Below are 24,991 nucleotides of genomic sequence, written 5' to 3'. Positions count from 1 at the left end.
AATGGGAGAGACATCGGGAATGGGTGACGCAGCACGCGATCGCAAGCGCGAAGGAATGGATCGCGCAACAGGCATCGAAGGGGGCGCTATGAACGCGATTGACTATCTTTCCGGTGTCGATTTTGACGCTGCTACTGCGGAAAGTGAGGCCGCACGAGAACGCGCTGTGATCGCCTCTGCTCGAAACAAGTTCTTTCAGCAAGCGGACACCGCTGCCAAAGAAAATGCGACAAGCTGGCCGAAACTCGATCGACTCCCGGACTCGTTGAAAGCCGTCGAGCCATTCGATATGGAGCTGATGCCGGAGAGCCTGCGTCCATGGGTCGAAGACATTGCCAGCCGAGTGCAGTGCCCACCCGATTTCATCGGCGCAACGATCATTGGCGCGCTGGGAATCATTATCGGCCGGCGCGTCGGTGTTCGTCCGAAGCTGCGCGACGACTGGACCGAGTACGCCAATCAATGGGTCTGCATCGTGGGCCGCCCTGGCGTCATGAAGTCGCCCGCGATGAGCGCCGTACTCGCTCCAGTGAAGCGGCTCGACATCGAGGCCAGCGAGCGGTTCGAGAACGAGCTGGCGCTGCATGAGTCCGAGGCAAAGGTTCACAGGATGCGCCATGACGCCGCCGAAAAGAAGGCGATGGCTGCACTGAAAAAGAACCCCGATGCGGCGGTCGACCTGCACGAATCAGAAGCCCCGGAGCCGCCAAAGCTCACACGCTACCTCGTGAACGATGCGACGGTCGAGAAACTGGGCGAGATCTGCGCGGAGAATCCGCAAGGCGTCGGCGTATTTCGGGATGAGCTCGTCAGCCTGCTCAAGGGCCTCGAGCGCGACGGGCAAGAGAGCGCGCGCGGCTTCTACCTGACCGGCTGGAATGGAAACGACGGCTATACCGTCGACCGGATCATGCGCGGACATCAGCGTATCGAGGCCGTGTGCCTGTCGTTGATCGGGTCGACGCAACCCGGGCGTCTCTCCGAGTACCTGCGCAGCGCAATCGCCGGCGGCGTCGCAGATGATGGCCTCGTGCAGCGCTTCGGAGTGCTCGTCTGGCCCGATGTGCCGCGCGCAGCGTGGGAGAACGTCGACTGCTGGCCGGACGCCGAAGCAAAGCACGCTGCCCATACGGTATTCCGGCGGTTGGCGGACGCTGATCCGGTCGAGCACTGGTTCGCAGAAGTACCGATCGGGCCCGACGGGCAGCCAGACGGCAATCCTCCGTTTCTTCGGCTCGGCGATGACGCGGCCACGATGTTCGTTGAGTGGCGCAGTGAACTGGAAAACGAACTCCGGGGCGGCGACCTGCACCCGGCGATGGAGTCTCATCTCGCGAAGTACCGAAAGCTCGTACCGTCTCTGGCGCTGATCTTCCATCTCACTGACGGCGGCAGAGGCCCGGTTTCCGCCGCAGCGATGGCCCGCGCCCTGGCGTGGAGCATCTACCTTCGGAGCCATGCAGAGCGGGCCTACGGATCGGTCTTGCTCGCGGAAATGGAGGGCGCAAAGGCCCTGCTTAAGCGTATCAAGTCCGGAGACATCGGTGATGGCTTTGCCGCGCGAGACGTCTACCACGCGAAGCACTGGGCGCGTCTTGAGAACGCTGAGGCCGTCACTAATGCTATCTCCGTGCTGACCGAATATGGCTACATTCAGCCGGAGACTTTCGACACCCGGGGCCGTCGCAAAACCGTCTACCGGATCAATCCGGAGGTTCTGCCGTGAACAAGTACCTTCAACTGATCAAATCTGAAAAGCGCGCCGGGAGTGCAGGTTCAAAAGGTTCAAAAGGAACTTCCGAACCTTTTGAACCTGCCACGGGTAGCCACAATCAGCAAATCGCACGTCCGTCGATTCTCTCCGTGCATGCTTCTGAACCTTTTGAACCTGCTCCGGATAGGCATATCGAGAAATTGAATTGCGCGAACCGTACACTGGCTGACAACAATACGAGTCAGTTGAAAAACGTAAAGGACACCGGGGGCATCGGTTCAAAAGGTTCACAAGGGGCTTCCGAACCTTTTGAACCTACCCTAGGGAGGCGTGGATCGAATTACGCTGATGTTCAGCGAGCGGCGAGCGGCGGCGCAGCCGAGACTCCCCCGTTGGATTGTGTCGGCGCGCTGCACCACCCGGATGGCGGTCCATATCTTCCGTGGGGGCCGTATGTCGAACCCGGGCAATTGCAGCAAATGCAACGCGATCTCCTAGCCGCTGTCGAGGAGCTTGCCCGGTTTGAGCGGTGGCCCGACGAGTACTTCGACCACGTGGTGTACTGTATCGAGCGGCAGCCGATCAGCACGCTTCGACCGGACCTCGCATATTTCAATGCGCGGCTTCGGATCGCACGCAACTCTCGGGGAGGACCGTGACATGCACTCTATCTACGATGCCGCCGGCGCAGTCGCGCGGCGGCTCGCCCCGGGCGACGCCGGAAAGCAAAAGGAAATTGCCAAGAGCTGGCTGCAGGTACTTGCAAAGAGCTTCATTGCAGGCGAGCTCCGCATGCTTGCTGGATTCGAGTGCACGCCGATTGATCCGGCAGGCCCCGGGGCAATCGTCGGCACGTTCACTTCTGCGCGCGTTACTCTTCCCGAACTCAATCGTTACCTCACGGTCATGGGAGTCGGTATCGAAGTCACAGACCGTGACTTTGTCGGTACTCCCGGTCACGACGACGAGCCGACGCTTCAAAGCGAGCACGTCGTGGCCGCCGCGATCGCCTTCGCAAATCAGAAAGCATGCGAACTGTTTGACAAGGATGGCTCAATCCTCAAAGCAGTAGGGGCATCCCGGGCGATTCGCCCATTGCTCAAAGCAGAGTTCAAGAAGGACTGGTCCGACAAATCGATACGACGACACTGCCTGAAGGAGTGGAAATTCACCTACTCCGCGGCCTCTGCGACCGCTGCGCAACCTGAGCAGCAGAAAAATATCTGACCTGCTCACCCGCGCTGATCAACCAACTCCATCGAATCCCTTATGCGGCAAGGCTTTGAGCCTCTGCCGCATTTTTCATTTCTGGCAGCAATCAGCTATTGCGTTGCTCAGTTTGCGCAACGAACCTTCTCCCATCGCTTTCTGACGTTCTTGCCCTGATGGAGGGGTTCAATGGCACTCGACACCAAATCGCTTGCCCGCATCGCAGCTAAGCACACGGAATCAGGCGGCGCGCCGAAGGCAATCCGGCAGTCCATACCGAATCCGTTCGGCGCACTGTTCGCTCGCATGCGCGTTCCCGGGGCGGTCACGCGTGCTGTTGCACGTGTGATCCCGAAGGCATCTTCGGCCAAGGCGGACGAAGTCGGTGGTCACGTCAATAGTGCAACAGCGGTCATGCCGGTGCAGCCCAATCCGCCGGTAACCGCCCCGTCGTCCGCTCACGGTCGCGTAGATGGCGCGTCCGCGGCGCGCTTCGAACGAATCATGGAATCCGCCGTCAAGTGCGACGTGCCGAGGCTTGGACTCGCTCTCGCAAAAACCAATGTGTCCGCTGACGAAGCTACCGCCTTCATCGACGAGTTTTCCAAGCTTGCAAAGCAACCGCCTCATACCGTGGATGCACATCAAATCAATCGCCGCACCAACTCTTCGCGCACCGGAGTCACCCGATGAGCAACATCACCAAGATCAAGAACAAGATCGCCGACCAGCACAAGGCCATTGAACGCCTGACTGCCGATCGCGCAGCCGCGCAAGCCGCGATCGACGGCGCCGATGCGCACCTCGAAACGCTCGAGCAACTGAAGGCCCAGCGTCGCACACTGCGCGCCGAGGCGCTGATCGCAAAAAAGACGGCGAACACGTCTGCGATCGACGCACAGATCGCGAACGCGGAGAAGCAGCACGAGGCAGCACAGACTGCGGCCGAAACGTCGCGCGACGCGCTGGACATCTATGACGAAGGCCTGCGGATCGCGGACGCAGAGCTCGATAGCCTCAGTGAACAGTACCGCGCGGCAATCGCTGCGGAAATCATGGCCCAGCATGACGCGGGCCTCGCGAAATATCTGGCGGCTGTCGCCGCGATGGAGGAAGGCGTCGCAGCGATGGCCGGTGCCGAGCAAGCATGGCGCCACGCGCGTGCGTCGCTCGACCATGCAGCATTCCCGGGCCGCGGCAATCAGGTTCTCGAAGACCTTCGCTCGAACGGCGTACGCGTGCCCTACACGGCATCGCGCTTGGCCGATCCTAAAATCGCTGCGACCTATACGCCGGACTACCCGGACTACTGGTTCCATCCGGCGTGGGCTGATCCGCTGACCGAAGGTCTCGGCGTCAGAGAGGCGGCAGCGATCGTCGACGAGTTGCGCAAACTTGGCGTCGACTGCGAAGAGCCGGCCCGTCCGCTCCCGGAGGTGGCTCGCATCAAGGTCCGAGTCAGGAAGGGAACCATCAACGGCGACCCGGAAGTCATCCGATCCGGGAAGACCGGCAAGATCATCGACCGACGCGACATCTCTTTCGGGCCCGGCGAGGACGTGCTGATCGACGAGCCCACCGCGCGTTACCTGCGCGAGCGAAACATGGTCCTCATTCACGGCGAAGACGAAATGCCAGAACAGACGGCCGATGCCGTATCCCCTAAGGTCATCGCACCTGTGCCTGAGGACGCACCTCGAACGGTCGAGATCTTCGCGCCTCGAGACTACCAGGGCAACTTCCATCGGCTCGACATGAGCGGCCACAACTAGTCCGGCAAAGCGCATCGTATGCCCCAGCCGGCGGTGGGCTAAAACACCGGCAAGCACCGACGCTCATGGAAGCGGCGTTCTCACCTGGGATGCCTCTCCCAGTTCCGGCCGCGGCGGGCGGTGCCTCCTCAAACACTCATATCCGTATGGAAACAGGAAATGGAAAACGCAAATAACGAAGGACTCCAAACTGACGACAAAGATCCGAATCCGATTGATTGCCTCGTCGCTGGACAACCGTGCGCACAAGCGCCGGCCGAGGAGCGCAATTGCGAAAAGGAGGTGAACGATGTACAGAATTGACGACGCAACCGCATCCACCACACTGCCGACGCCTGAGACCGCCGGCACAGAAGGCTATTTCTCCGAGGGAAATCCTGTGACCGGCACGCCTGCTACAAAAGTGCGTGGTTCCTGGATGAACATGATTCAGGAAGAGCTGCGGGCCATTGTCGTGGCTGCGGGCCTGACTCCGAGCAAGACCACGTACAACCAGGTGCTATCGGCCATCAAAGCACTCGTTCCGGCAAACGCTCCCGGGCGACTGCTCAACGTCCAGCCCTTCGCGACCTCGGGAACGTACACGCCCACCGCCGGAGTGGGCACGGTGATCATGGAAGTTCAAGGCGCGGGCGGTGGCTCAGGCGGCGCTCCGGCGACTGGCGCAGGTGGCTTTAGCGGCTCGCCCGGCGCTCCGTCCGGCACGTATGCGATGGTGAAACTGACTGCAGCTCAAATTGGGGCAAGTCAGTCTGTCACCATCGGCTCGGGCGGCACCGCTGGCCCGACTGGTGCTGGCACGGGCGGTACCGGCGGAACGACGTCGGTTGGTTCGCTTGTCTCCTGTCCGGGTGGTGTTGGGAGTACGTCCTATGGCCCGACGTCTAGCACGGTAGTCGTGGCAACCGCTCCTTCGGTATCGGCGGCGCCTACGGTCAACAGTGGCTCGGTGATCATTTCAAGCCAAGGCAATGTCGGCTCGCCGGCAGTTGGCACGAGCGCCGGCGGAGTTATCAGTGGCCCAGGCGGCTCGTCGCCTATCAACAGGGGCACGAACGGGCCCGGGGCAGGCGGTGCCGGTCAGTCGCTCGGCGCATCGTCGTCTGCGATTCCCGGACTCGTGGGTGGTGTCGGCAAGGTCATTTTCTGGGAATACGCATAAGGAGCACTCATGTACGCACTCGTGAAAGACGGAATCGTCGTGAACATCGTTGTCTGGGACGGCTCAGCGTCTTGGTCTCCCCCGGAAGACACGACCGCGGTGGAGGTTACCGAGCAATCCGGGCCGGCTTATATCGGCGGCACATATAGCAATGGGCTGTTCAGCACACCACCGGAAAACTCGCCGGCAAGTGCGTAACAAACCAGCCGACGGCCTTAGATCGGCCTCGCGCGTCATGTTTCCATCAAACCGGAATTCTCATGAGCGGAAAGTTCTATCCAGCCGTGCATATGGGCAACTTCGACAACCCGCACTCCGCGCTGCATAGCGTGGGTGTTACCGGTCAGGGCGCCGACCTGTTCATCGCCGGAATGGATTACGCACTCGGAGAGCCTGTCACCCAGCTAGTGAACATCAAAGGCGAAGAGGAGGACGCGGCGATCCATCCGATGTTGGTGCTCCTGCCGCTCGAGCACAATCGCGTCGGGCTCTACCTCGGCTTCTTCGGATTGCTCGCCGACTCGCGCGAGGCCGCCCTCATGCTCGCAGCTCGGGGCCTCATCGACGTCGCCCTTTCCGGAGGATTCGAGACTCCGCCTACGCTCGATGCGTTCCCATGGACAGAGCCACGGAGTGCGATGCAATGAATCTCGACATCAAGATCGATTCGAAAGCGATCGAGCGTCAGCTCGACGACCTCGCTCGTAAGCAGATCCCTTTCGCAACCGCGATGGCCATCAACGATGTCTCAAGACACGCTCGGACGGACCTTCGGGACACGATGCAAAGCGTGTTCGAAAATCCTGTGCCTTACACACTAAACAGCGTGCGCCTGAAGCTGGCGACGAAGGCTCGGCCCGTGGCCACGGTAGCTATCAGTGACGATCCGGACAAGGGAATCCCGCCGGCGAAATACCTATCGCCGGAAATTCTCGGCGGCCCGCGCAACCACAAGCGATTCGAGAAAGCACTTCAGATCAAGGGAATCATGCCCGCAGGCACTTATGCCGTACCCGGGGACGGCGCTCCGATCAACGGCAACGGTAATATCCCGGGCAGCTTCCTCGTGCGACTCCTTTCGTATTTCCAAGCCTTCTCGGAAACGGGTTACCGCGCCAACATGACGCAAAAGCGCATAGCAAAACTCGCCAAGGTCGGCGTCAGTACCCGGGGATACAAGAAAATCAACGGCGTGGTGTATTTCGCAGCCAATGGCAGAGGCAAAACGGTCCATCTCGCGCCGGGCATCTACGCCAAAAGTGGCACGCATGGCGCAATCATCACGCCAGTGATCCTCTTCGTCCAGTCGCCGACATACAAGGCCAGATTCCCGTTCGGCGCTGTTGTCGAGGAAAGCGTCGAAAAGAACTTTGACCGCTTCATGCGTGCCCGCCTCGATCAGGCGATCGCGACTGCCAAATGAAGGTGCGCCTATTCCGTGTCGGGAGCGTCTGGCACTATCGCTTTCAAGTAGACGGCCGCCGCATACAAAGATCCACAAGGCTCCTGGCTTATGGTGACGCGTTGGCCGTGGCGCAAGCTGCCTACCAGTCTGCATCTGCAGTTGCAAACCACTTTCCGGTTCGGCCCGCGCTGACGTTGGCGCAGTTAGCCAAAGCGTGGATTGACTCCCACGCTGCAATCGCCAGCGCATCACACCTGAACGGCGTCGACGCCTTCAGACGCCTGCACCTCTACGACCTGGGCGAAACGGCAATTGACCGTCTGACGACGGCCAGTGTGGAAGATGCACGCAACAAGCACCTTCGAACGCACTCCCCGAGTTCGGTCAATCATTGGTCGCGCATCATCAGACTGCTCTGCAACTGGGCCGTACACCGCGGCCTCATCGGTCAGGTGCCGTTCAAGGTAAAGATGCTGAAGATCCAGCGACGGCCGCGCGCTACGCTGCCCGTCGCACTCGCACGCCAATGGCTGGAGGCAGTCGACGCAGTGGCCAGCAATCCAGTGCGCGTTGCCATTCGGCTGATGCTCGGAATGGGGTTGCGGGAATCAGAGGCTGCCAGCGCGCGCTGGGAGTGGCTGGACCTCGTTCGCCAGACGTACACCCCTGGGCGCACGAAGGGGCGGGAAGCTGACCCGGTGCCAGTTCCGGCATGGCTCGCCGACTATCTGCGCCCCATGCGCCAGTCGACAGGTCTGATGGTCGCTCGACCGGACAGCCGAGCGTTCGCCCGTGGCTTCACACGCGCAACAATCAAGACTGCCAATGCGCACACCGGCATCGGCGAGATCACGCCGCATCGGCTACGCGGAACGTTCGCCACATTGTTGAGCGAGAACGGCGCCCCCGTTCAAGTCATCCAGCGCGTCATGCGACACAAGAGCCCGCTTACGACCATGGGTTATCTCGAAGTCGACCTGGTCCATGCAGCACGCGCCCAAGCTCTCATCGCTGAGCAATGCGGCTTCTAGTGAGCCCACTCCGACCCTGTGGCGAACGAGTGGCGAAAAGCACCAGCAAACAGCCGCCCAGCAAGGCACCTGCCTTTATCGTGAGTTGTGCAGAGTCAACCGCCCTTCGCTCGCCGCATAGGGCCATCTGGAGCTCTCTTTTGACCATGGCGAGGTCAGTTTCCGGCCGGGAAATCCTCCGATCAAGGGGCGCGGGTCCCCCTACGGAACGTTGACATGAGGGCAATTCGAGCCGCGATCTTCGTCTAGCTGTGAAATTTTTGAATTCGGGTAACAGGTAACAGAGAGGGCGCAGCCTTATGCAGAAAGGCATTGCGCTGTTACCCATGCCGTTACCCAAACGATGAAGTAGCAGCACTTGGGTAACAAAATCGAAGGTAACACCCAGCTCTTGTTAGGCCGCCCCACTCGCTCCACTCACCGATTGAGGATCCAGAAGAGCGCCAGCGTGAGCGCGTGCTAGCATTTGCGATCACAACACAAACATCAGAACAAAGATGGCGAACTTTCTGCATGGTCTCGCGCTGAGGAATTACTGTGGATTCGGGGACAAGTACCAACAGATGGGCCCATTCAGATCGTGCAACCTTTTCGTTGGAGCAAACAACTCCGGCAAATCTACGGTCCTGAATTTCATCTCGCGTCATCTGCGCTCGTTGCGAAGCCTGTCGACCAAGAAGCCAGTTTTTGAACTGAATCCGCTTGAGATTCATCTGGGCGCCATGGCATCAGCAGTTTCGGCGCGAATAGGCGTAGAGCCATCACTTGTTAGTGACGCATTGTTAGCGAAAATCGATAACGAGCAGAATAGATCGGCCATGGGTACCACAGCCGAGAGGATCAGCAGACTGTTGGCGGAAGACGGGTTGATATGGTTATCTCCGCCGAGTGGGGCCAAGGAGCGATGGAGCCTCGGAAACGAACTCGCTGCGCAGCAACAGCTTGACCAAACGACGTGGGGACGCCTTTCAGGCGCAATGTTTCCGAATTACCACGGCGGGACTCTAGAGCAAGCGATCAATCAATGCTTCACCAAGACCTTGACGGGCATCCAGTTGAACTTTCCGGGCTGCGTTCTAATTCCAGCCATCCGGCAAATCGGAGCAGACGACGGGACTCCTTTCGATCATAGCGGCCGCGGCTTAATCGCGGAGCTCGCCAACCTGCAAAATCCCGACATACATGAGAGAGGAAAGGTTGAACAGTTCAACGAAATCAATCGTTTTGTTCAGCAAGTAACGGACGAGCCGTCGGCCCGCATCGAGATTCCACATAGCAGGGAACATGTGTTGGTCCACATTGGCGACAAGCTTCTTCCCTTGGAGTCGCTGGGTACGGGAATTCACGAGGTCGTCATGCTTGCCTCGTTTTGCACGTTGCGACAAGAATCAATCGTCTGCATTGAAGAGCCCGAAATCCATCTCCATCCGGTCCTTCAACGCAAGCTGATCCGCTACCTCCAAGGAAACACGTCGAATCAGTACTTCATCGCAACCCACTCCGCTGCATTCATTGACACCCCCGACGCCGCGGTTTTCCATGTCCACGCGCACTCCGGCGAAACGGTCGCTGATAGAACGATTTCACCGAATCAGCGGTTCGGCATATGTCGAGATCTAGGATACAAAGCATCCGACCTTATGCAAGCCAATGCGGTTATCTGGGTCGAAGGGCCGTCTGACCGCATCTATCTCCGCCATTGGCTAGCAGCTTTTGCCCCCGATCTGATCGAGGGGACTCACTATTCGATCATGTTTTACGGCGGCCGGTTACTGAGCCATCTGAGCGCAAGCGATCAGGAGATCAGTGACTTCATCGCATTGAGAAGGCTCAACAGGCACCTTGCTATTGTCATCGATAGCGATAAGAAGTCGGCCCATGCTCGAATCAACGCAACGAAGAAAAGAATTCTCGACGAATTCAATGCCGATGGCGGCGTTGGCTGGCTCACACAGGGACGTGAGATCGAAAACTACGTTTCGCCCCCTGACCTCGATATTGCCATGAGGCAGGTTTACGGTGAGCGCTACAGTGCCCCGGCCGCGAACGGGCAATATGATCATGTCTTGCCGTTCTATCAGACGCCGGGACAACGCTCAAAGTCTCGCTCCAGCGAGATATTCGTCGACGTTGACAAGGTAAAGGTCGCGCGGGCTGTCTGTCAGATGCCAGCAAATCTCGATGTACTCGATCTGCGCAAAAGGATCTGCGAAGTAGTGGCGATGATCCGCGCCGCGAACGACTGAAAAAAACGATGAAGCCCGCTCTAACTAAGCGGGCTTGCTTCATCCTCCCTTGTGACACCCTCAGATTTTCCGGACACTAAGCCTATGGCGAAGTCCGTATGCACTACCCTCCGAGCTTATGCTGAATCGTTCCGGGAGGAGAAATGAAACCGGTACTTTTCCCACCCACAACCTTCAAGTGCTCGACCTCAGCCTTTGCCGAATTGATGATCACTTGTGCGACCTCAGCAACAGCCTTAGCCCTCTCAATATCCATCGGCTTTTCCTTATCATTGAGAGCTCGCAATGTATCGAAAAGATGCCCTCTTAGTGTTTCTATATTATTTTCCATTAATTTTCTTCGTAATCAATGATTTTAAACGAATAACGTCCCGAAGCTCCTCTGGCAAATTGTGCACAGATATTCTAAGCACCTTATCCACATTAGATTCGAGTTGGAGATTAGCCAAGTCTACGTTTAATCTATTTCCATCCAAAAAATTAAAATGATGATTTGGCGGAATCGCTCCATGCGCCTCTTCCCACACAAGTTGGTGAACTAGTACGAACCCTCGCTCGATGCTTACCTTACGCCAAAGAAAGCCATTTTTGCATATACGCTCATACCCAACCGGTCGAGGTTCATATCCACGTCGCGCAATCAATCTCCTCATATATTCATCTGATTTTTTAAGGCCAATCCTAACGGCATAGGCTCTTACCGTCGAATAAGACTTATCAAAATTAGACTCCAATTCCGCAGGTGTTGCGTCCGGATATATTTTTCGAAGCAACTCCTTCTCTTCGGGTTTCCATCTGTTATTTTTCATATACCCGTCCAATAAGTGGCCTGCTATCCCGTCACCTATCAACAGCAGCCGCTCTGCTTTTCCGTAATGTACTTATCCCGCAGCATCAACCTCTAAGGCGACCCCGGTGTTGGGAGAAAGAGAGTGCCGTAAACGTATTTTGAGTTCAATGACGTCCCATCACCTTCGCGGTAACACGCGGGTAAACGATAGTCGGCGGTAACGATGAATTCTTCCTACATTTAGGCGATAGTACGTGCCCAACTAAATAACCAAGGACTGTCTATGACTACGGGAAAAAGGACGCTTCGCTCGCCAGCAAACAGCTGTCGAACAAGAAGAGCACGCCAGCGCAGAAGTCGGTTGCTGGGTCAGATCTGAGCCAGGCGAAAAAGCCGGCGCCCGCACCGACGAAGAAAAAGTGAGGCGGCGCTAAATATGACGAAGCCCCGGCCTAATCCCCGGGGCTTTTTCATGGCCACATTAGCTGAGGCAATGAAAGCCGGCGCGCATACCAACTTGAAAGTAGCGGCTCCCTGCCCAGCGCCGGAACCCATCTAGTGACACGTAGATGCCACCATCGGGGGCCCGACGATACTCTTGATTGGCGATCCCAACGTCACTTCATCGGAGGCTTGCCAGCCGCGGCGAGCTTTGCATCCAAAGCTGCTCGCCGCTGTCGGGCCTTCTCCGGCTGTACATAGAAGAAATCGAAAAGTTCCTCCAGCACGTCAAGGTTCCACTCAGCCTCTTCCGGCTCGACCGGCAAGATTTGGCCTGTACTCGTATCCTTCATCGGATGCGCTGCGAAATTTCCGATATTGCGAATAGCGTCAATGTTTTCAGCTACGCCGGTCGGCAACTTGCCAGAATCGATTACTGCTTGAATCGCCTCGGCTAAGTTGTATTGCGTAAAACCATGCTCGCGCAAGATCGTCTGAAGACACCGACGACTGAGCGCTGCCGAAGCCTTTGGGCTAGCCGTTATTGTGGAGCTTGCTTCTTCGTAGTCTTCCGCTATGTGTGATGGCACTTCGATAGGTGCCGGTGGTCGGCCCGTGGTTGACGGGTAAGCCATAAATGGCAGCACCTGTGACTTTGACCCTGTACTTGCCTCAAGGAAGATAATTGCATCTTTGCACGACGGACATGTCATGTGACCCGCAGTCCAATATCGGCTGCCGATCTGGTCGTGATGTGTGCCGCCGCCTGCGATGGGATACGTATTCAAGCGATCAGACAAAAATCCAGCATGAACCTCAACCAAGCAATGTGGGCACTTCATTTGACGGACCCCGACGTTCGTTTTCGACGCGAAGAGCGTGCCGTAAACCAGGTCGCAACTCAAGCATCAAAGTTATTCGGCTTGTGGCGTAACATCGACCAAACGACTTAAATCGTTTACTAAGGTGATGATCAACAGCGTAAGCCGCGCTCGAAGAGCGTACTGATCCGCCACGGATGGACTGCGGGATAGCGCTGCGCGCCCCCAAGCGGGGCGGCCTTGCAGCCAACGCACGGCACGTGCATCGGAAATTCGAATATGGAACGATATGGGTGGCGGACACTCGAAGAAGCAGCCCAAGGAATGCAGCGCAGCGCAGCGCGCATTCGCTCTCAAATCAAGAGCGGCCAGCTAATCCGCGGCCAGCATTACCGCGTAAGGGAGCTTGGGTAATAGAGATCAACGTTGACGCTTATTTTAAGTGGCTGGAAGTCGAGGTTCGACACCATACACCGCCCCTTGGGGAGCGCATCGCACATACCCTCCCCGCCGGACCGGAGCAAGCAGTCACCCGCGAACAGCCAAGGACGCGGCAGACCCAAGATTTCCAGAAACTGATCCCAATGGAAGTATGGGCACGGCAAGTTTTCGGAGAACACGCACCGTCAATCCAAACGTTGCGCAGGTGGGCGCGCAACGGCAAGATCCTCCCGGCACCGAGGAAGATTGGGCGGGCCTTTTATTGCACTCCCACAGCGCAATGCTATGACGACGTCGCAGAACGAATCGATGAAATCTATGGGCAGTGATCCGGTATGCCAGCCCAATTGCACCGCCCCATGTGCGCGGTCGTACGAAGCCCAACTCGGGAGAGGACTAGCGCGCGCATTACCCTAACGCGACGATCTGCAAAGCCGATTGGTAGCTAGATGGGTAGCCAGCGACGTCACCCAGAGTTAAATTTACATGTAAATCATTGATTTAATGTGAATTTTCAAATTAGTTCGCAGCAGTATGACATCGTGCTGATGTAAGCCATCACCGCACGCAGGTCATCGCTTCACCGGAGTACCGCAGTTGAATCACCAGCGCGTCACCCTTGCCCAGCTCGGCGAATTCGAAGAAGTTATCGACGTCCGCACGCCGCTCGAATTCGCCGAGGACCACATGCCGGGCGCGATCAACGCGCCCGTGCTCAGCAACGAGGAGCGCGTGATCGTCGGCACGCTGTACAGGCAGTCGCCGTTCGACGCCACGCGTCTGGGTGCCGCGCTCGCCGCGCGCAACATCGCGCATCATCTCGACACCACGTTCGCCGAGCGTCCGCGCAACTGGCGCCCGCTCATTTACTGCTGGCGCGGCGGCAAGCGCTCCGCTTCGATGACGGCCATGTTCAACATGATCGGCTGGCGCGCGCGGCAGCTCGAAGGCGGCTACAAGTCGTATCGGCATAGCGTGCTCGAGACGCTCGACGCCCTGCCCGCCCAATTCCGCTACCTCGTGCTCACCGGCCCGACCGGCAGCGGCAAGACGCGTCTGTTGCAGGCGCTAGGCCGTGCCGGCGCGCAGATTCTCGATCTGGAAGCGCTCGCGGCGCATCGCGGTTCGCTGCTCGGCGCGTTGCCCACGCGCACGCAGCCTTCGCAGAAGTGGTTCGACACCACGCTCGCGCAGACGCTGCGCGGCTTCGACGCCGCGCAGCCGGTGTTCGTGGAAGCGGAGAGCCGGCGCATCGGCGCGATCACGTTGCCGCTTTCGCTCGTCGATACGATGCACGGCGCGCCGTGCGTCGTCGTGGACGTGACGCACGCGGAGCGCGTCGCGCTGCTGCTCGAGGAATACGGGCATCTGCTCGACGAGCGCGAGTACTTCAGGGAACAGTTGGTGAGGCTCACGCCGCTGCATGGGCGCGAACGTATCGAATCGTGGTGCAAACTGCTCGACGAGGACAACCGCCTGGCGTTGTCGGAAGCGCTCGTGACCGAACACTACGATCCGGCCTATGCGCGCAGCACGCGCAAGCATTTTCCGACGCTGGCGCGTTCGCCGCGTTTTGCCTTTCATCCGATGTCGGGGAATCCGCTCGACGAGGCGCATTCGTTGCTCGCGCAACTGCGCGGCGAAGACCTCATCGGCGAGATGCCGGGGGGCTAGCCTCGCGGTGATGGCGCCGGCCGCTCCCGGGGAAAAAGCGCCCGGGCACCCATCCGTGCCCGGGCTAAACCATCGGCATGACCGATGGTGGAGGTTGCTTACGATGCCGGCGGCGCCTTCACAGGGCGTGGGCGCCGGACCCGCATCGTCGCGTCAGCTCATGCTGTGCCGCCCTCCTGCGGCGTGACGCGTATTCTGTACTGCCTTACAACGTGTTTCGCTTGCTGGTGCTTAGCGCGAGTACATCGCGTTCCAGTCTTGCTGCGAAACGGTGGCGGCACGCACACCCGATTGCGATGCGTTCGCGACGCCGCCGTAGGCGCTCTGGCCATTCAGCGCGGCGACCTTCGCTTCGGCGGCCTGGATGGCTTGCGGATAGTGAGCCTGATCGCCGTCGCCGACGTGGTAACCGACCTGCTGGAGCTGGGCGAGTTCGGCGCGCACCTGGGCGCGGGTGACGGGGGCTTGCTGCGCAAACGAAGCAACGGGGACGACGAGAGCGGCGGCAACAGCAACGGCTTGAATCAGGGACTTCATGATACGACCTCCAGTTTGGACTAGACGGCCGACGTGCGACGGTATGTGCATGCGACCGATGTACACATCCTAGTCCTGTAGAAGACCAGGGTTAACCCCGTCCCTCTCAGAAGACCGTTCCAGATTCAGGAAATATCGCGGAAAGCCCCGTCACACGGGCGGTTGCGCGACGCGACACGCAGTCGCGCCGCACCCGGACACGCCACTATCGTGTGGAAACGATGTCCGTTGCGAGGGCGAGAAGCGCGTCCACGTGCGCGGGCACGCTGGCGTCGTAGAGGATGGCGTCGCGCGGGGTCGCATCGAGTCGCGGCGCGCGCGCGGCCACGGCCGACTCGATGATGCGGCGCAGTCCGGCGGCGTCGCCGGGCGCGAAAAGCTGTTTGGCGGACCCGGCGATGGCGTCGGCGCAACCGATGTTCGTCGAGAAGATCACCGGCGTGCCGCACATCACCGACTCGATGCCGACGAGCCCGAACGGCTCGTAGGTCGAGGCGAGGATCGAATAGTCGGCGGCGCGATAGGCGTTTTCGAGATCCTTCACGTAGCCGATGTAGCGCACGCGCGTGCTCGTGCGCTCCGGCGGCCGCCCCGCCACCGCCACCACGACCGGCAGATCGAGCGCCTCGACCACCGACTGGATCAGCGGCAGACCCTTGCGCGTGTGGCTGCTCGACGGAAACAGCAGGACCGTTTCGTTGTCCGCGAAACCGTATTGCTTGCGCAGCGCGGCGCGCGTGGCGGCGTCCACCGGCGAAAACCGCTCGCCGTCGACCGGCGGGCAAAGCACGCGGATCTTGCTGTCGTCGACGCCGTAGAGTTCGCGCAGTTCGTCGCGCATCAGTTCCGAGTGCGCGACGACGACTCGCGATTGCGCATATTGACGGCTCTCCAGCGCGATCTGACGCCGATCGGAGGCGCGCAGCGGCCGCCCGGTCGCACGCAGAAAACCGCGATGCGTGCCGCCGCAAATGGCGATTTCCGACGAATCGACCCGGTTGCAGCCGACCAGCACGTCCACGCGCGCGCGACGGCGCAGCGCGGCGAGCCGCCAGGAGAACCAGGCGTCGCGCAGCTTGCCCGGCAACAAGGACACGTTGATGCGATGCCGCTCGACGAGCGCGCATTCAGGCACCGAGACATCGAACTTGCGCGCGAAGAACGCGGGCCGCATGCCGCGCGCGGCGAGACCGCGCACGAGATCCATCGCATAGCGTTCGAGACCGCCACTGTGCTTGAGCGCGTTGCTGGAAATTCCGACCTTCATGACCCGTCCGACGTGATTTTTTGTGCAATCTGGTGCCGACGATTATATAGCGGGCGCTTCGCGCCCTACCGGAGTGCAGGGACTTGCCCCGAACTGCGTAGCCAAAAGTGCCTCCGGTATAATCGACCGGCTTTTTGGGCATCACGTGTCCATCCTTGGGCGTGCCGGGCGCGAGGTCACTCGGGCGCGGCCATAGCGACATAACAATCGACTGCCCGACCGATTTGCGCCGGCCGCCATGAATCAAGATACGACGACATACCCACGCCGCCTGGCTCCAATCGCTTCCCTGCTTCTCGTGCTCGCACCGGCCGTCAATCTGGTCTGGCGCGGCGGAACGGGTTACGGCTTCTTCCTGCTGCTCGCCTTTTCGCTCTACAGCGCCTGGGCCTGGCGGCACGACCGCAGCTACTTCGCCCCGTGGCGTGAATACGGCTGGTACACCGCCGCGATGATCGTGCCGCTTTGCGTCGTCATCGTGCAGCAAGCCCTGTTCGGCTACTGGGCGCCGCACCAGTTCGACCCGCTCTCGCGCTTCGCGCTCGCGCTGCCGCTCTTTTTGCTGCTGTGCCGCCTGCCTTCGCGCTATCTGACGGTGGTCGGCTGGGGCTGCGCGCTCGGCGCGCTCGCCGCCAGCGCATGGATCGTCGTCGACCGTCCCGCGGGTGGCTGGAACGTCGCGGACCGTCTCACGAACTCGTACACGAACGCCATTCCGTTCGGCGATACCGCCCTGCTGCTCGCCTTCCTCGCCGTGTTCACATTCGGCTGGGACACGAAGGCGCGTCCGCTCGCCCTGGTCGTGAAACTCGCGGCGCTCGTCGCGGGCGGCTTCGCCTCCTACTTCTCGGGCACGCGCGGCGGCTGGATCGCGATTCCCGTCTTCGTGCTGCTGCTCGGCTTGCAATACGGCTGGTTCTCGCACTGGAAGCGCGTGCTTATCAGCGTCGTGCTGCTGGCCGCCGCCGCGGGCGTGCTGCTGTCGACGGGCAACATCCGCGAGCGCGTGGCCGCAGCCGGATCGGACGTCACCCTGATGCAGCGCGGCGACAAGGACACCTCGGTCGGCCTGCGCCTGCAGTTGTGGAGCGCGTCGATCACGCTGTTCGAACGCCATCCGTTCTATGGCGTGGGCAAGGGGCATCTGGAACGCGCGCTCGGCGACCTCGCGCAGCATGGCGAGGCGAGCACGCAGATCGTCAACGAACGCGCGCACAGCGACTTCTTCTCGGCCATCGCGGAAATGGGCGCGATGGGCGTGGCGACGCTGCTGCTGTTCTATGTCGGCACCTCGGTGCACTTCTGGCGCGCGCGCCGCTCGGACGACGCCGTGATCCGCACGGCGGCCTGCGGCGGGCTCGCGATTTCGTTCAGCACGATCCTGTTCGGACTGACGATCGACGTGCTGGTGCCCATTCAGGTGACCGTGCTGGTCTCGCTGCTCACCGCCACTTTCCTCGCGATCATCGTGTCGCGCCGGCGCGAACTCGCCGCAGACGCGCCGCGCGTCTGATGCGCTGAACAAGCGCCGGGCGGCCGTGCGCGACTCGCGCGCACGCCTTCGCTCCGTTGCGTGCACAACGGAAAAGCCTTTCCCTTCGGATATCGCTCAAGAAATGAAAACGGGCCGCATTGCGCGGCCCGTTTTGCGTTGTCGGGGCAGTGTGCGCCAAAGGCACGCGACGCCCGCGTGGCTTCAGGCATAGTCCGCGACGATACGCGACGATACGCGACGTTACGCGGCGTGCTGCTGGAACTGGATCTTGTGCAGATGCGCGTACAAACCGCGCTGCTCCAGCAATTGCTGATGCGAACCGCGCTCGACGATACGGCCCGCTTCCATCACGAGGATGCGGTCCGCGCGCTCGATGGTCGACAGACGGTGGGCGATCACGAGCGTCGTGCGGCCCTTCATCAGCGTTTCGAGCGCCGCCTGCACGTGGCGTTCCGATTCCGAATCGAGCGCCGAGGTGGCTTCGTCGAGAATCAGGATCGGCGCGTCCTTGTAGATCGCGCGTGCGATCGCGAGACGCTGACGTTGGCCGCCCGAGAGCTTCATGCCGTTGTCGCCCACGAGCGTGGCCGCGCCTTCGGGTAGCGCGGCAATCGTGTCCCACAGATTGGCGGCGCGCAGCGCGTGCTCGACGCGCTCCGGGTCGGCCGTCTGGCCATACGCGACGTTGTTGGCGACCGTGTCGTTGAACAGCGTGACGTCCTGGCTCACCATCGCGATCTGGCTGCGCAGCGCGTGAATGTCGTACTCCGGCAGCGGCACGCCGTCGACCAGAATCTGGCCGCCGCTCGGATCGAAGAAGCGCGGCAGCAGGTTCACGAGCGTGGTCTTGCCACTGCCCGACGGCCCCGCCAGCGCGATCATCTCGCCCGGCGCGGCGCTGAAATGCACGCTTTCGAGAATCGGACGCCCTTCCGGCCCATACGCAAACGACACATCGCGGAACTCGATCTCGCCGCGCGCGCGTTCGAGCGGCTTGCCGCCGCCTTCCGGTTCCGCCGGCTCGTCGATCAGACCGAAGATCAGCTCGGCCGCCGTCATGCCGCGCTGCAGCGGCTGGTTCACGTCGATCAGATGCTTGAGCGGCGAGATCACGAGCAGCATCGACGTGACGAACGCGACGAAGCCGCCGACCGTGGTCTGGTCGTGCGACGCCTGCACCACGGCGATGGTCACCACGATGGCGAGCGCGATCGACGCGAGGAACTGCGTGAGCGGCTGAGCCAGACCGCCCGACACCGTCATGCGCATCTGGTAGCCGCGCAGACGGCGGCTCATCTCGCCGAAACGGCTCATTTCGTACTGCTCGCCGTTGTGCACCTTGACGACCTTGTACCCGCCCACCGTCTCTTCGACGATGTAGGACAGTTCGTTGGTCAGCAACTGATGCTCGCGGTTCAGGCGGCGCAGGCGGCGGTTGATCTTGCTGACCAGCCAGCCGATGGCGGGCAGCAGCACCGCCACGATCAGCGTCAGGCGCCAGTTGAGAATGAACAGATAGCCGAGCAGGAAGAACACCGTGAGCGAGTCGCGCACGGACGTGACGAGCACGCCCATCAGCACGCTCAGGATCTGGTTGACCTCGAACACGATCGCGTTGATGACCGTGCTGGCCGTCTCGCGCTGGAAGAAGCCGACGCTCGCGTGAATCATCCGCTCGAACATCTTCAGACGCAGTTCCAGCAGGATGCGGTTCGACACGTACTGCAGCAGATAGCCCGACGCGTATTGCGCCAGACCGCGCACCAGCGCGAGCCCGATGATGGCGACCGGCACGATCCACATCGCGCTCGGGCTGCCCTTGGTGCCGAAGCCGTGGTCGAGCAGCGGCTTGAGCAGCGCCGGAATGCCGGCCTCGGTCGCGGCCACCAGCGCCAGCGTGAGGATGGCGGCGATCGAGACCCAGATGAGCGGCTTAAGATAGGGCCACAACCGGCGGCCAACCGATGCCGGATTCGAAGCCGCACCGTTACCGATCGGCTTGCTGAGGGTGGATTGTTTTGGCTTCTCGCTCAAGGAATCCTCTGGAAAGGCGGATGCTGAAAATATGGTCTCGTCTCGCGCCGCGCGCGGGGCTTTTGCCCGGTCGCGACAGCAAGGTACCGCATTGTATACGCTAGGCGCGGCGGCTCGCCTCGCGAGTCGGGCCAGTGTGGCGCGGCGTCCGCAGGGCGCGCACAGGACGTGCCGGCCGCCCGCCCCCTGGCCGTCGGCGGGACATGGACTAGAATACGCACCTCTGCGCGCCGGGCCGCCACCGGCAGGCGCGCCGCATTCGACACATTTCCAGCACAGGCGTCATCTTCATGTCCGAAGGACTTTCCCCGAACCGCGCGGGCCGCGAGGCCAGCAGCCGCACGCCGCGCGCCACGCTCTCCGTGATCGTGGTCGCGATGAACGAGGCGCACGACATTCGCGACTGCCTCGAATCCGTGCGCGGACTCGCCCTGGAAACCATCGTGTTCGATTCCGGCAGCACGGACGGCACGCCCGATATCTGCCGCGCGCTGGGCGCGCGCGTGTTCGAAACCGACTGGCCCGGCGACGGTCCGCAAAAAAACCGTGCGCTCGCCGAAGCGCGCGGCGACTGGGTGATCTGCCTCGACGCCGACGAACGCCTGAGCCCCGAGCTGCGCGCCGAAATCGAAACACTGCTCGCGCAAGGCAGCCCGCATGCGGCCTTCAGCACGCCGCGCCGTTCGAGCTTCTGCGGCCGGTTCATGAAGCATTCGGGCTGGTGGCCCGACCGCATCGTGCGCCTGTTCCGGCGCGGCAGCGCGCGCTTCACCGATGTGCGCACGCACACGCATCTGGAAATCGACGGCACGACCGGACGTTTCGACGGCCCGTTCATCCATATTTCGATGCCCGATCTGCACGAAGCGCTCGACAAGACCAACGTCTATTCGTCGGAGGGCGCGCTGACGATGGCCGAGAACGGCAAGCGCTCGTCGCTCGCGAAGGCGCTGGGCAAGGGTTTCTGGGCATTCTTCCGCACGTGGGTGATACGCGCGGGCTTTCTGGACGGTGCCGAAGGCCTGATGCTGGCGATCAACAACGCCGAAACGACGTACTACCGCTACGCGAAACTCGCGCTGCTCACGCGCGACGGCAAGGTGGCGAAAAAGCGCTGAGGTTTGCAACTGGGGCTTGCAACCGGCGCTTGCGACCAATACCCGCGACTCAGCGCGATACACCTGAAATGCACGGCGCGGCGCCGATGAAACATCGCGCGCCGCATCCCACATCCGCCTGAATCGTCAGTAGACGATTTCGACCGAGCTGTTCGCGAATTCGCCGCGCAGGGCGACGAGCAGGTCGTCGGTGGGCTTCACGCGCCAGGCGTCGCCAAGCCGCACTTCCCCTTCCGCGCGTTCGTTGCGATAGACGATCTGCACCGCGAGCCCGTTCGGAATCACGGCCTGCGCACGGTCGCGATCGCGGCCGCCATATCCACCACCGCCACCATCGCGCCCGCCACGGCCGCGCGCCTGTTCGACCGGCGCGGGCAGCGAGTCGTCGGGTTTCGCGCGATGGGCTTCGAGCACCGCACGCAGCGCGCCCGCATTCGCGTTGCCGTTCATCTGCACCTTCACGGCCTGGGCGTAGCGGCTGCGCGCGCGCTCCAGATCCATCACGGTATCCACGGTGAAGCGGATGCCGCCCGTGAACGCGTCGTTACGCGCGCCGCCCTGCACGACCAGCAGTTCGTCTTCCTTGAACAACGCCTTGTGCGCCTCGAACTGCTCGTTGAACACCGTCACTTCGCACTGGCCGGTGCCGTCGTCGAGCAGCGCGATCAGCATCTTGCCGCGCTGGGTCATCTGCGTGCGCAGCGAGGCGATCACGCCCGCCACCAGCTTGTCGCGGCCTTCCTTGAGTTCGCCGATCTTCTGGCGCACGAAGCGGCGCACTTCGTCCTTGTAGGCGTCGAACAGGTGGCCCGACAGATAGAAGCCGAGCGCGCCCTTCTCTTCCTGGAGCTTGCGCTTTTCGCCCCAAGCCGGTTCGTCGACGAGTTCGTGCGCGGCCAGCGGCGCGTCGCCCATGTCGAACAGACCGGCCTGCATGGCGTTGGCGCTCGCCTGCTCGGCGGCTTCCATCGCCATGGGCACCGACGCGAGCAACTGCGCACGGTTCGCGTGAATCGTGTCGAACGCGCCCGCGCGAATCATGGCTTCGATCGTGCGGCGGTTCACGAGACGGCGGTCGATACGCTCGCAGAAGTCGAACAGATCCTTGAACGGACCGCCTTCCTCGCGCGCGCGCAGAATTTCTTCGATGGCGTTCTGGCCGCTGCCCTTGATCGCACCCAGACCGTAGCGGATCGTGCGCGAGCGTTTGCCTTCGGCCACGTGAGCATCGGCGACCGGCTCGAAGCGATACGCCGACGCGTTCACGTCCGGCGGCAGCACGACCATCTTGTTCGTCAGGCAGTCCTCGAAGAGGATCTTGACCTTGTCGGTGTCGTCCATGGCGAGCGACATATTGGCCGCCATGAATTCCGCCGGATGGTGCGCCTTCAGCCAAGCCGTGTGATACGCGAGCAGCGCGTAAGCGGCCGCGTGCGACTTGTTGAAGCCGTAGCCCGCGAACTTCTCCATCAAGTCGAAGGTTTCGTCCGCCTTCTCGCGCGTGAGGCCGTTCTTCGCCGCGCCTTCCGCGAAGATCTCGCGGTGCTTGGCCATTTCCTCGGGCTTCTTCTTACCCATCGCGCGGCGCAGCAAGTCGGCGCCGCCGAGCGAGTAGCCGCCGATGATCTGCGCCATCTGCATCACCTGCTCCTGATAGACCATGATGCCGTAGGTCTCTTTCAGAACAGGTTCGACGCGCGGGTCCGGATACTCCACCACTTCGCGGCCGTGCTTACGCGCGCAGAAGCTCGGGATCAGGTCCATCGGGCCCGGACGGTACAAGGCCACGAGCGCGATGATGTCCTCGAAGCGGTCGGGCTGCGCGTCTTTGAGCATGCCCTGCATGCCGCGGCTTTCCAGCTGGAACACGGCGACCGTATTCGCTTTCTTGAGGATCTGGAACGACGGCGCGTCGTCGAGCGGCACCTGGGCGAGCGACCAGTCTTTCTTCGACGGATCGAGCATGCGGATATAGCGCTCGGCCCAGTCGAGAATCGTGAGCGTGGTCAGACCCAGAAAGTCGAACTTGACGAGGCCGACGGCTTCCACGTCGTCCTTGTCGTACTGGCTCACGACGCCGCTTTCGTCGCCCTGCGTGTAGAGCGGGCAGAAGTCGGTGAGCTTGCCGGGCGCGATCAGCACGCCGCCCGCGTGCATGCCCACGTTACGCGTGAGCCCTTCCACGAGCTGCGCGAGGTCGAGCAGCTGATGGACTTCGTCTTCGTTGTCGTAGCGCTCCTGGAGCTGCGGCTCTTCCTTCATCGCGTCGGCGATGGTGACGTGCTTGCCCGGCTTGAACGGGATGAGCTTGGCCACGCCGTCGGTGAAGTTGTAGCCGAGGTCGAGCACGCGGCCGATGTCGCGCACCGCCGCCTTTGCCGCCATCGTGCCGAACGTGGCGATCTGCGACACCGCGTCCGCGCCGTACTTGTCCTTCACGTACTGAATGACGCGGTCGCGCCCGTGCTGGCAGAAGTCGATGTCGAAGTCGGGCATCGAGACGCGTTCCGGATTCAGGAAACGCTCGAACAGCAGGTTGTAGCGCAGCGGGTCGAGGTCGGTAATGCCGAGCGCGTAGGCGACCAGCGAGCCCGCGCCCGAGCCCCGGCCCGGACCGACCGGCACGCCGTTGTTCTTCGCCCAGTTGATGAAGTCCGCCACGATCAGGAAGTAGCCCGGGAAGCCCATCTTGATGATGGTCCCGCACTCGAAATCCAGACGCTCGTAGTAATGCGCGCGCTCTTTTTCGCGTTCGGCTTCGTCCGGATACAGCTGCACGAGGCGCGTTTCCAGACCTTCCTTAGAAAGCTGCACGAGGTAGTCGTCGAGCGACAGGCCGTCCGGCGTGGGGAACAGCGGCAGCTTGGGCTTGCCGAGTTCGAGCGTCAGATTGCAGCGCTTGGCGATCTCGATGGTGTTCGCGATGGCCGAGGGAATGTCCGCGAACAGCGCGACCATTTCGTCCTGGGTGCGAAAACGCTGATCGGTCGTAAAGCGCTTCTGGCGGCGCGGATTCGCGAGCATGTCGCCTTCGGAAATACACACGCGCGCTTCGTGCGCGGTGAATTCCTCGTCGGTCATGAACTGCATGGGGTGCGTGGCGACCACCGGTAGTTGCAGCTCGGCCGCGATGCCCACCGCCTGCTCGACGTACTGTTCGCCGCCCGGCTGGCCGCAACGTTGCAGCTCGATGTAATACGCGTTCGGGAACAGCTTCGCCCAGCGCTGCGCATGACGCTTCGCGCTTTCGACGTTGCCCGCCGCGAGTGCGAGGCCCACGTCGCCCTGCTGCGCGCCCGAAATGGCCAGCAGCCCTTCGCCGAGACCCGCTTCGAGCCATGCGACGTCGACTTCCGCGCGGCCGCGATACTGGTTCGTGAGCCACGCCTTGGAGAGCAGCTCGCAGAGATTCAGGTAGCCGCGCTTATCCTTCACGAGCAGCAGCAGGCGCGAAGGTTTGTCGCGGTCGTCGGGATTCATGATCCAGACGTCGCAGCCGGCAATGGGTTTGACCCCTTTGCCGCGGGCTTCCTGGTAAAAACGGACGAGGCCGAATGCGTTGCTGAGGTCGGTGAGCGCGAGCGCGCCCTGACCGTCTTTGGCCGCCGCCTTGACGAGGTCGTCGAGGCGCACGATGCCGTCGGCAATCGAGAATTCGGAGTGGACGCGAAGATGGACGAAGCGGGGATCTGACATGGACGTGATTGTACCTCTACGGTCGCGCGATTTTTGCCGCGCCGGGCGGCGTCGGGACCACGTTGGCCAAACGGACAAGGCTTTGCGCGAGGTCACGCCGATGCCGTAACGGCCCCGGCGCATGCGTGCACCGGACGG

General features: G+C 61.5%; 22 protein-coding genes. 15 read left to right on the top strand and 7 right to left on the bottom strand.

From position 1 onward, the window contains the following. Window positions 1–88 precede the first annotated feature (88 nt). The 11 genes from G5S35_RS04500 to G5S35_RS04450 all read left to right on the top strand — a co-directional run bounded on the left by G5S35_RS04500 (window position 89) and on the right by G5S35_RS04450 (window position 10,539). Window positions 89–1,726, top strand: coding sequence for a YfjI family protein (locus G5S35_RS04500; RefSeq protein WP_183038677.1), 1,638 nt, complete (start codon window positions 89–91; stop codon window positions 1,724–1,726). Continuing rightward, a complete protein-coding gene (locus G5S35_RS04495; protein WP_183038676.1) occupies window positions 1,723–2,373 on the top strand; it encodes a hypothetical protein in 651 nt (216 codons plus the stop codon). Before G5S35_RS04500 ends, G5S35_RS04495 begins: the two co-directional genes overlap by 4 nt. Window position 2,374: 1 nt before the next feature. Beyond that, window positions 2,375–2,941 (top strand): hypothetical protein, encoded by a 567-nt coding sequence (locus tag G5S35_RS04490; protein WP_183038675.1) that lies wholly within the window; start codon window positions 2,375–2,377, stop codon window positions 2,939–2,941. 171 nt (window positions 2,942–3,112) lie between these two features. Next, complete coding sequence (locus tag G5S35_RS04485) at window positions 3,113–3,616, top strand: hypothetical protein (protein WP_183038674.1); 504 nt, start codon at window positions 3,113–3,115, stop codon at window positions 3,614–3,616. After that, a complete protein-coding gene (locus tag G5S35_RS04480; RefSeq protein ID WP_183038673.1) occupies window positions 3,613–4,695 on the top strand; it encodes an HlyD family secretion protein in 1,083 nt (360 codons plus the stop codon). The genes G5S35_RS04485 and G5S35_RS04480 overlap by 4 nt, the downstream gene beginning before the upstream one ends. Window positions 4,696–4,984: 289 nt before the next feature. Further along, window positions 4,985–5,857, top strand: a complete 873-nt coding sequence (locus tag G5S35_RS04475; RefSeq protein WP_183038672.1) for a hypothetical protein — start codon at window positions 4,985–4,987, stop codon at window positions 5,855–5,857. 9 nt (window positions 5,858–5,866) lie between these two features. Beyond that, window positions 5,867–6,055, top strand: a complete 189-nt coding sequence (locus G5S35_RS04470; protein WP_183038671.1) for a hypothetical protein — start codon at window positions 5,867–5,869, stop codon at window positions 6,053–6,055. A 62-nt stretch (window positions 6,056–6,117) separates the two neighbouring features. Next, on the top strand, window positions 6,118–6,504 hold the full coding sequence (locus G5S35_RS04465) for a hypothetical protein (RefSeq protein ID WP_183038670.1): 387 nt from the start codon (window positions 6,118–6,120) through the stop codon (window positions 6,502–6,504). After that, entirely contained in the window at window positions 6,501–7,280 is a 780-nt protein-coding gene (locus G5S35_RS04460) for a phage tail protein (protein ID WP_183038669.1), read from the top strand. Before G5S35_RS04465 ends, G5S35_RS04460 begins: the two co-directional genes overlap by 4 nt. A 107-nt stretch (window positions 7,281–7,387) precedes the next feature. Next, window positions 7,388–8,293: a tyrosine-type recombinase/integrase gene (locus tag G5S35_RS04455; RefSeq protein WP_237181341.1), complete on the top strand. Its 906-nt coding sequence runs from the start codon at window positions 7,388–7,390 to the stop codon at window positions 8,291–8,293. A 497-nt stretch (window positions 8,294–8,790) separates the two neighbouring features. After that, on the top strand, window positions 8,791–10,539 hold the full coding sequence (locus tag G5S35_RS04450) for an AAA family ATPase (protein WP_183038667.1): 1,749 nt from the start codon (window positions 8,791–8,793) through the stop codon (window positions 10,537–10,539). Window positions 10,540–10,642: 103 nt separating this feature from the next. Here the strand turns inward: G5S35_RS04450 and G5S35_RS04445 are convergent, their stop codons facing one another. The 3 genes from G5S35_RS04445 to G5S35_RS04435 form a co-directional block, all read right to left on the bottom strand. Then, entirely contained in the window at window positions 10,643–10,870 is a 228-nt protein-coding gene (locus G5S35_RS04445; RefSeq protein WP_183038666.1) for a hypothetical protein, read from the bottom strand. Then, window positions 10,860–11,348 carry an HNH endonuclease signature motif containing protein gene (locus tag G5S35_RS04440; RefSeq protein WP_183038665.1) on the bottom strand — a complete coding sequence of 163 codons (489 nt, stop codon included), beginning with the start codon at window positions 11,346–11,348 and terminating at the stop codon, window positions 10,860–10,862. The genes G5S35_RS04445 and G5S35_RS04440 overlap by 11 nt, the downstream gene beginning before the upstream one ends. A gap of 598 nt (window positions 11,349–11,946) precedes the next feature. Next, window positions 11,947–12,558 (bottom strand): DUF4145 domain-containing protein, encoded by a 612-nt coding sequence (locus G5S35_RS04435; protein ID WP_237181340.1) that lies wholly within the window; start codon window positions 12,556–12,558, stop codon window positions 11,947–11,949. Between the two features lie 230 nt (window positions 12,559–12,788). On the opposite strand from G5S35_RS04435, the gene G5S35_RS40160 reads away from it, so the two are divergent. Both G5S35_RS40160 and mnmH read left to right on the top strand, forming a co-directional pair. Continuing rightward, window positions 12,789–13,361 carry an excisionase gene (locus tag G5S35_RS40160; protein WP_338048709.1) on the top strand — a complete coding sequence of 191 codons (573 nt, stop codon included), beginning with the start codon at window positions 12,789–12,791 and terminating at the stop codon, window positions 13,359–13,361. Between the two features lie 268 nt (window positions 13,362–13,629). Next, entirely contained in the window at window positions 13,630–14,706 is a 1,077-nt protein-coding gene (mnmH, locus tag G5S35_RS04425; RefSeq protein ID WP_183038663.1) for a tRNA 2-selenouridine(34) synthase MnmH, read from the top strand. A 231-nt stretch (window positions 14,707–14,937) separates the two neighbouring features. Here the strand turns inward: mnmH and G5S35_RS04420 are convergent, their stop codons facing one another. Both G5S35_RS04420 and G5S35_RS04415 read right to left on the bottom strand, forming a co-directional pair. Further along, window positions 14,938–15,243: a DUF4148 domain-containing protein gene (locus G5S35_RS04420; protein WP_065064476.1), complete on the bottom strand. Its 306-nt coding sequence runs from the start codon at window positions 15,241–15,243 to the stop codon at window positions 14,938–14,940. Window positions 15,244–15,448: 205 nt separating this feature from the next. After that, a complete protein-coding gene (locus G5S35_RS04415; RefSeq protein ID WP_183038662.1) occupies window positions 15,449–16,510 on the bottom strand; it encodes a glycosyltransferase family 4 protein in 1,062 nt (353 codons plus the stop codon). 298 nt (window positions 16,511–16,808) lie between these two features. Here G5S35_RS04415 and G5S35_RS04410 point away from each other — a divergent pair, with 298 nt between their 5' ends. Next, a complete protein-coding gene (locus G5S35_RS04410) occupies window positions 16,809–18,023 on the top strand; it encodes an O-antigen ligase family protein (protein WP_313903841.1) in 1,215 nt (404 codons plus the stop codon). 222 nt (window positions 18,024–18,245) lie between these two features. Here G5S35_RS04410 and msbA read toward each other — a convergent pair whose 3' ends face one another. Then, window positions 18,246–20,039 (bottom strand): lipid A export permease/ATP-binding protein MsbA, encoded by a 1,794-nt coding sequence (msbA, locus tag G5S35_RS04405; RefSeq protein ID WP_074984774.1) that lies wholly within the window; start codon window positions 20,037–20,039, stop codon window positions 18,246–18,248. 377 nt (window positions 20,040–20,416) lie between these two features. Between msbA and G5S35_RS04400 the strand changes: the two genes are divergently transcribed. Next, window positions 20,417–21,157, top strand: a complete 741-nt coding sequence (locus tag G5S35_RS04400; protein WP_231957713.1) for a glycosyltransferase family 2 protein — start codon at window positions 20,417–20,419, stop codon at window positions 21,155–21,157. Between the two features lie 126 nt (window positions 21,158–21,283). Here the strand turns inward: G5S35_RS04400 and dnaE are convergent, their stop codons facing one another. Then, window positions 21,284–24,862 carry a DNA polymerase III subunit alpha gene (gene dnaE, locus G5S35_RS04395; RefSeq protein WP_183038807.1) on the bottom strand — a complete coding sequence of 1,193 codons (3,579 nt, stop codon included), beginning with the start codon at window positions 24,860–24,862 and terminating at the stop codon, window positions 21,284–21,286. Window positions 24,863–24,991 lie beyond the last annotated feature (129 nt).

It is taken from the genome of Paraburkholderia tropica (assembly GCF_014171495.1).
GTDB lineage: Bacteria > Pseudomonadota > Gammaproteobacteria > Burkholderiales > Burkholderiaceae > Paraburkholderia > Paraburkholderia tropica.
Note: the sequence above shows the minus strand (reverse complement) of the source record. Positions and strands in the feature narration are given on the sequence as shown.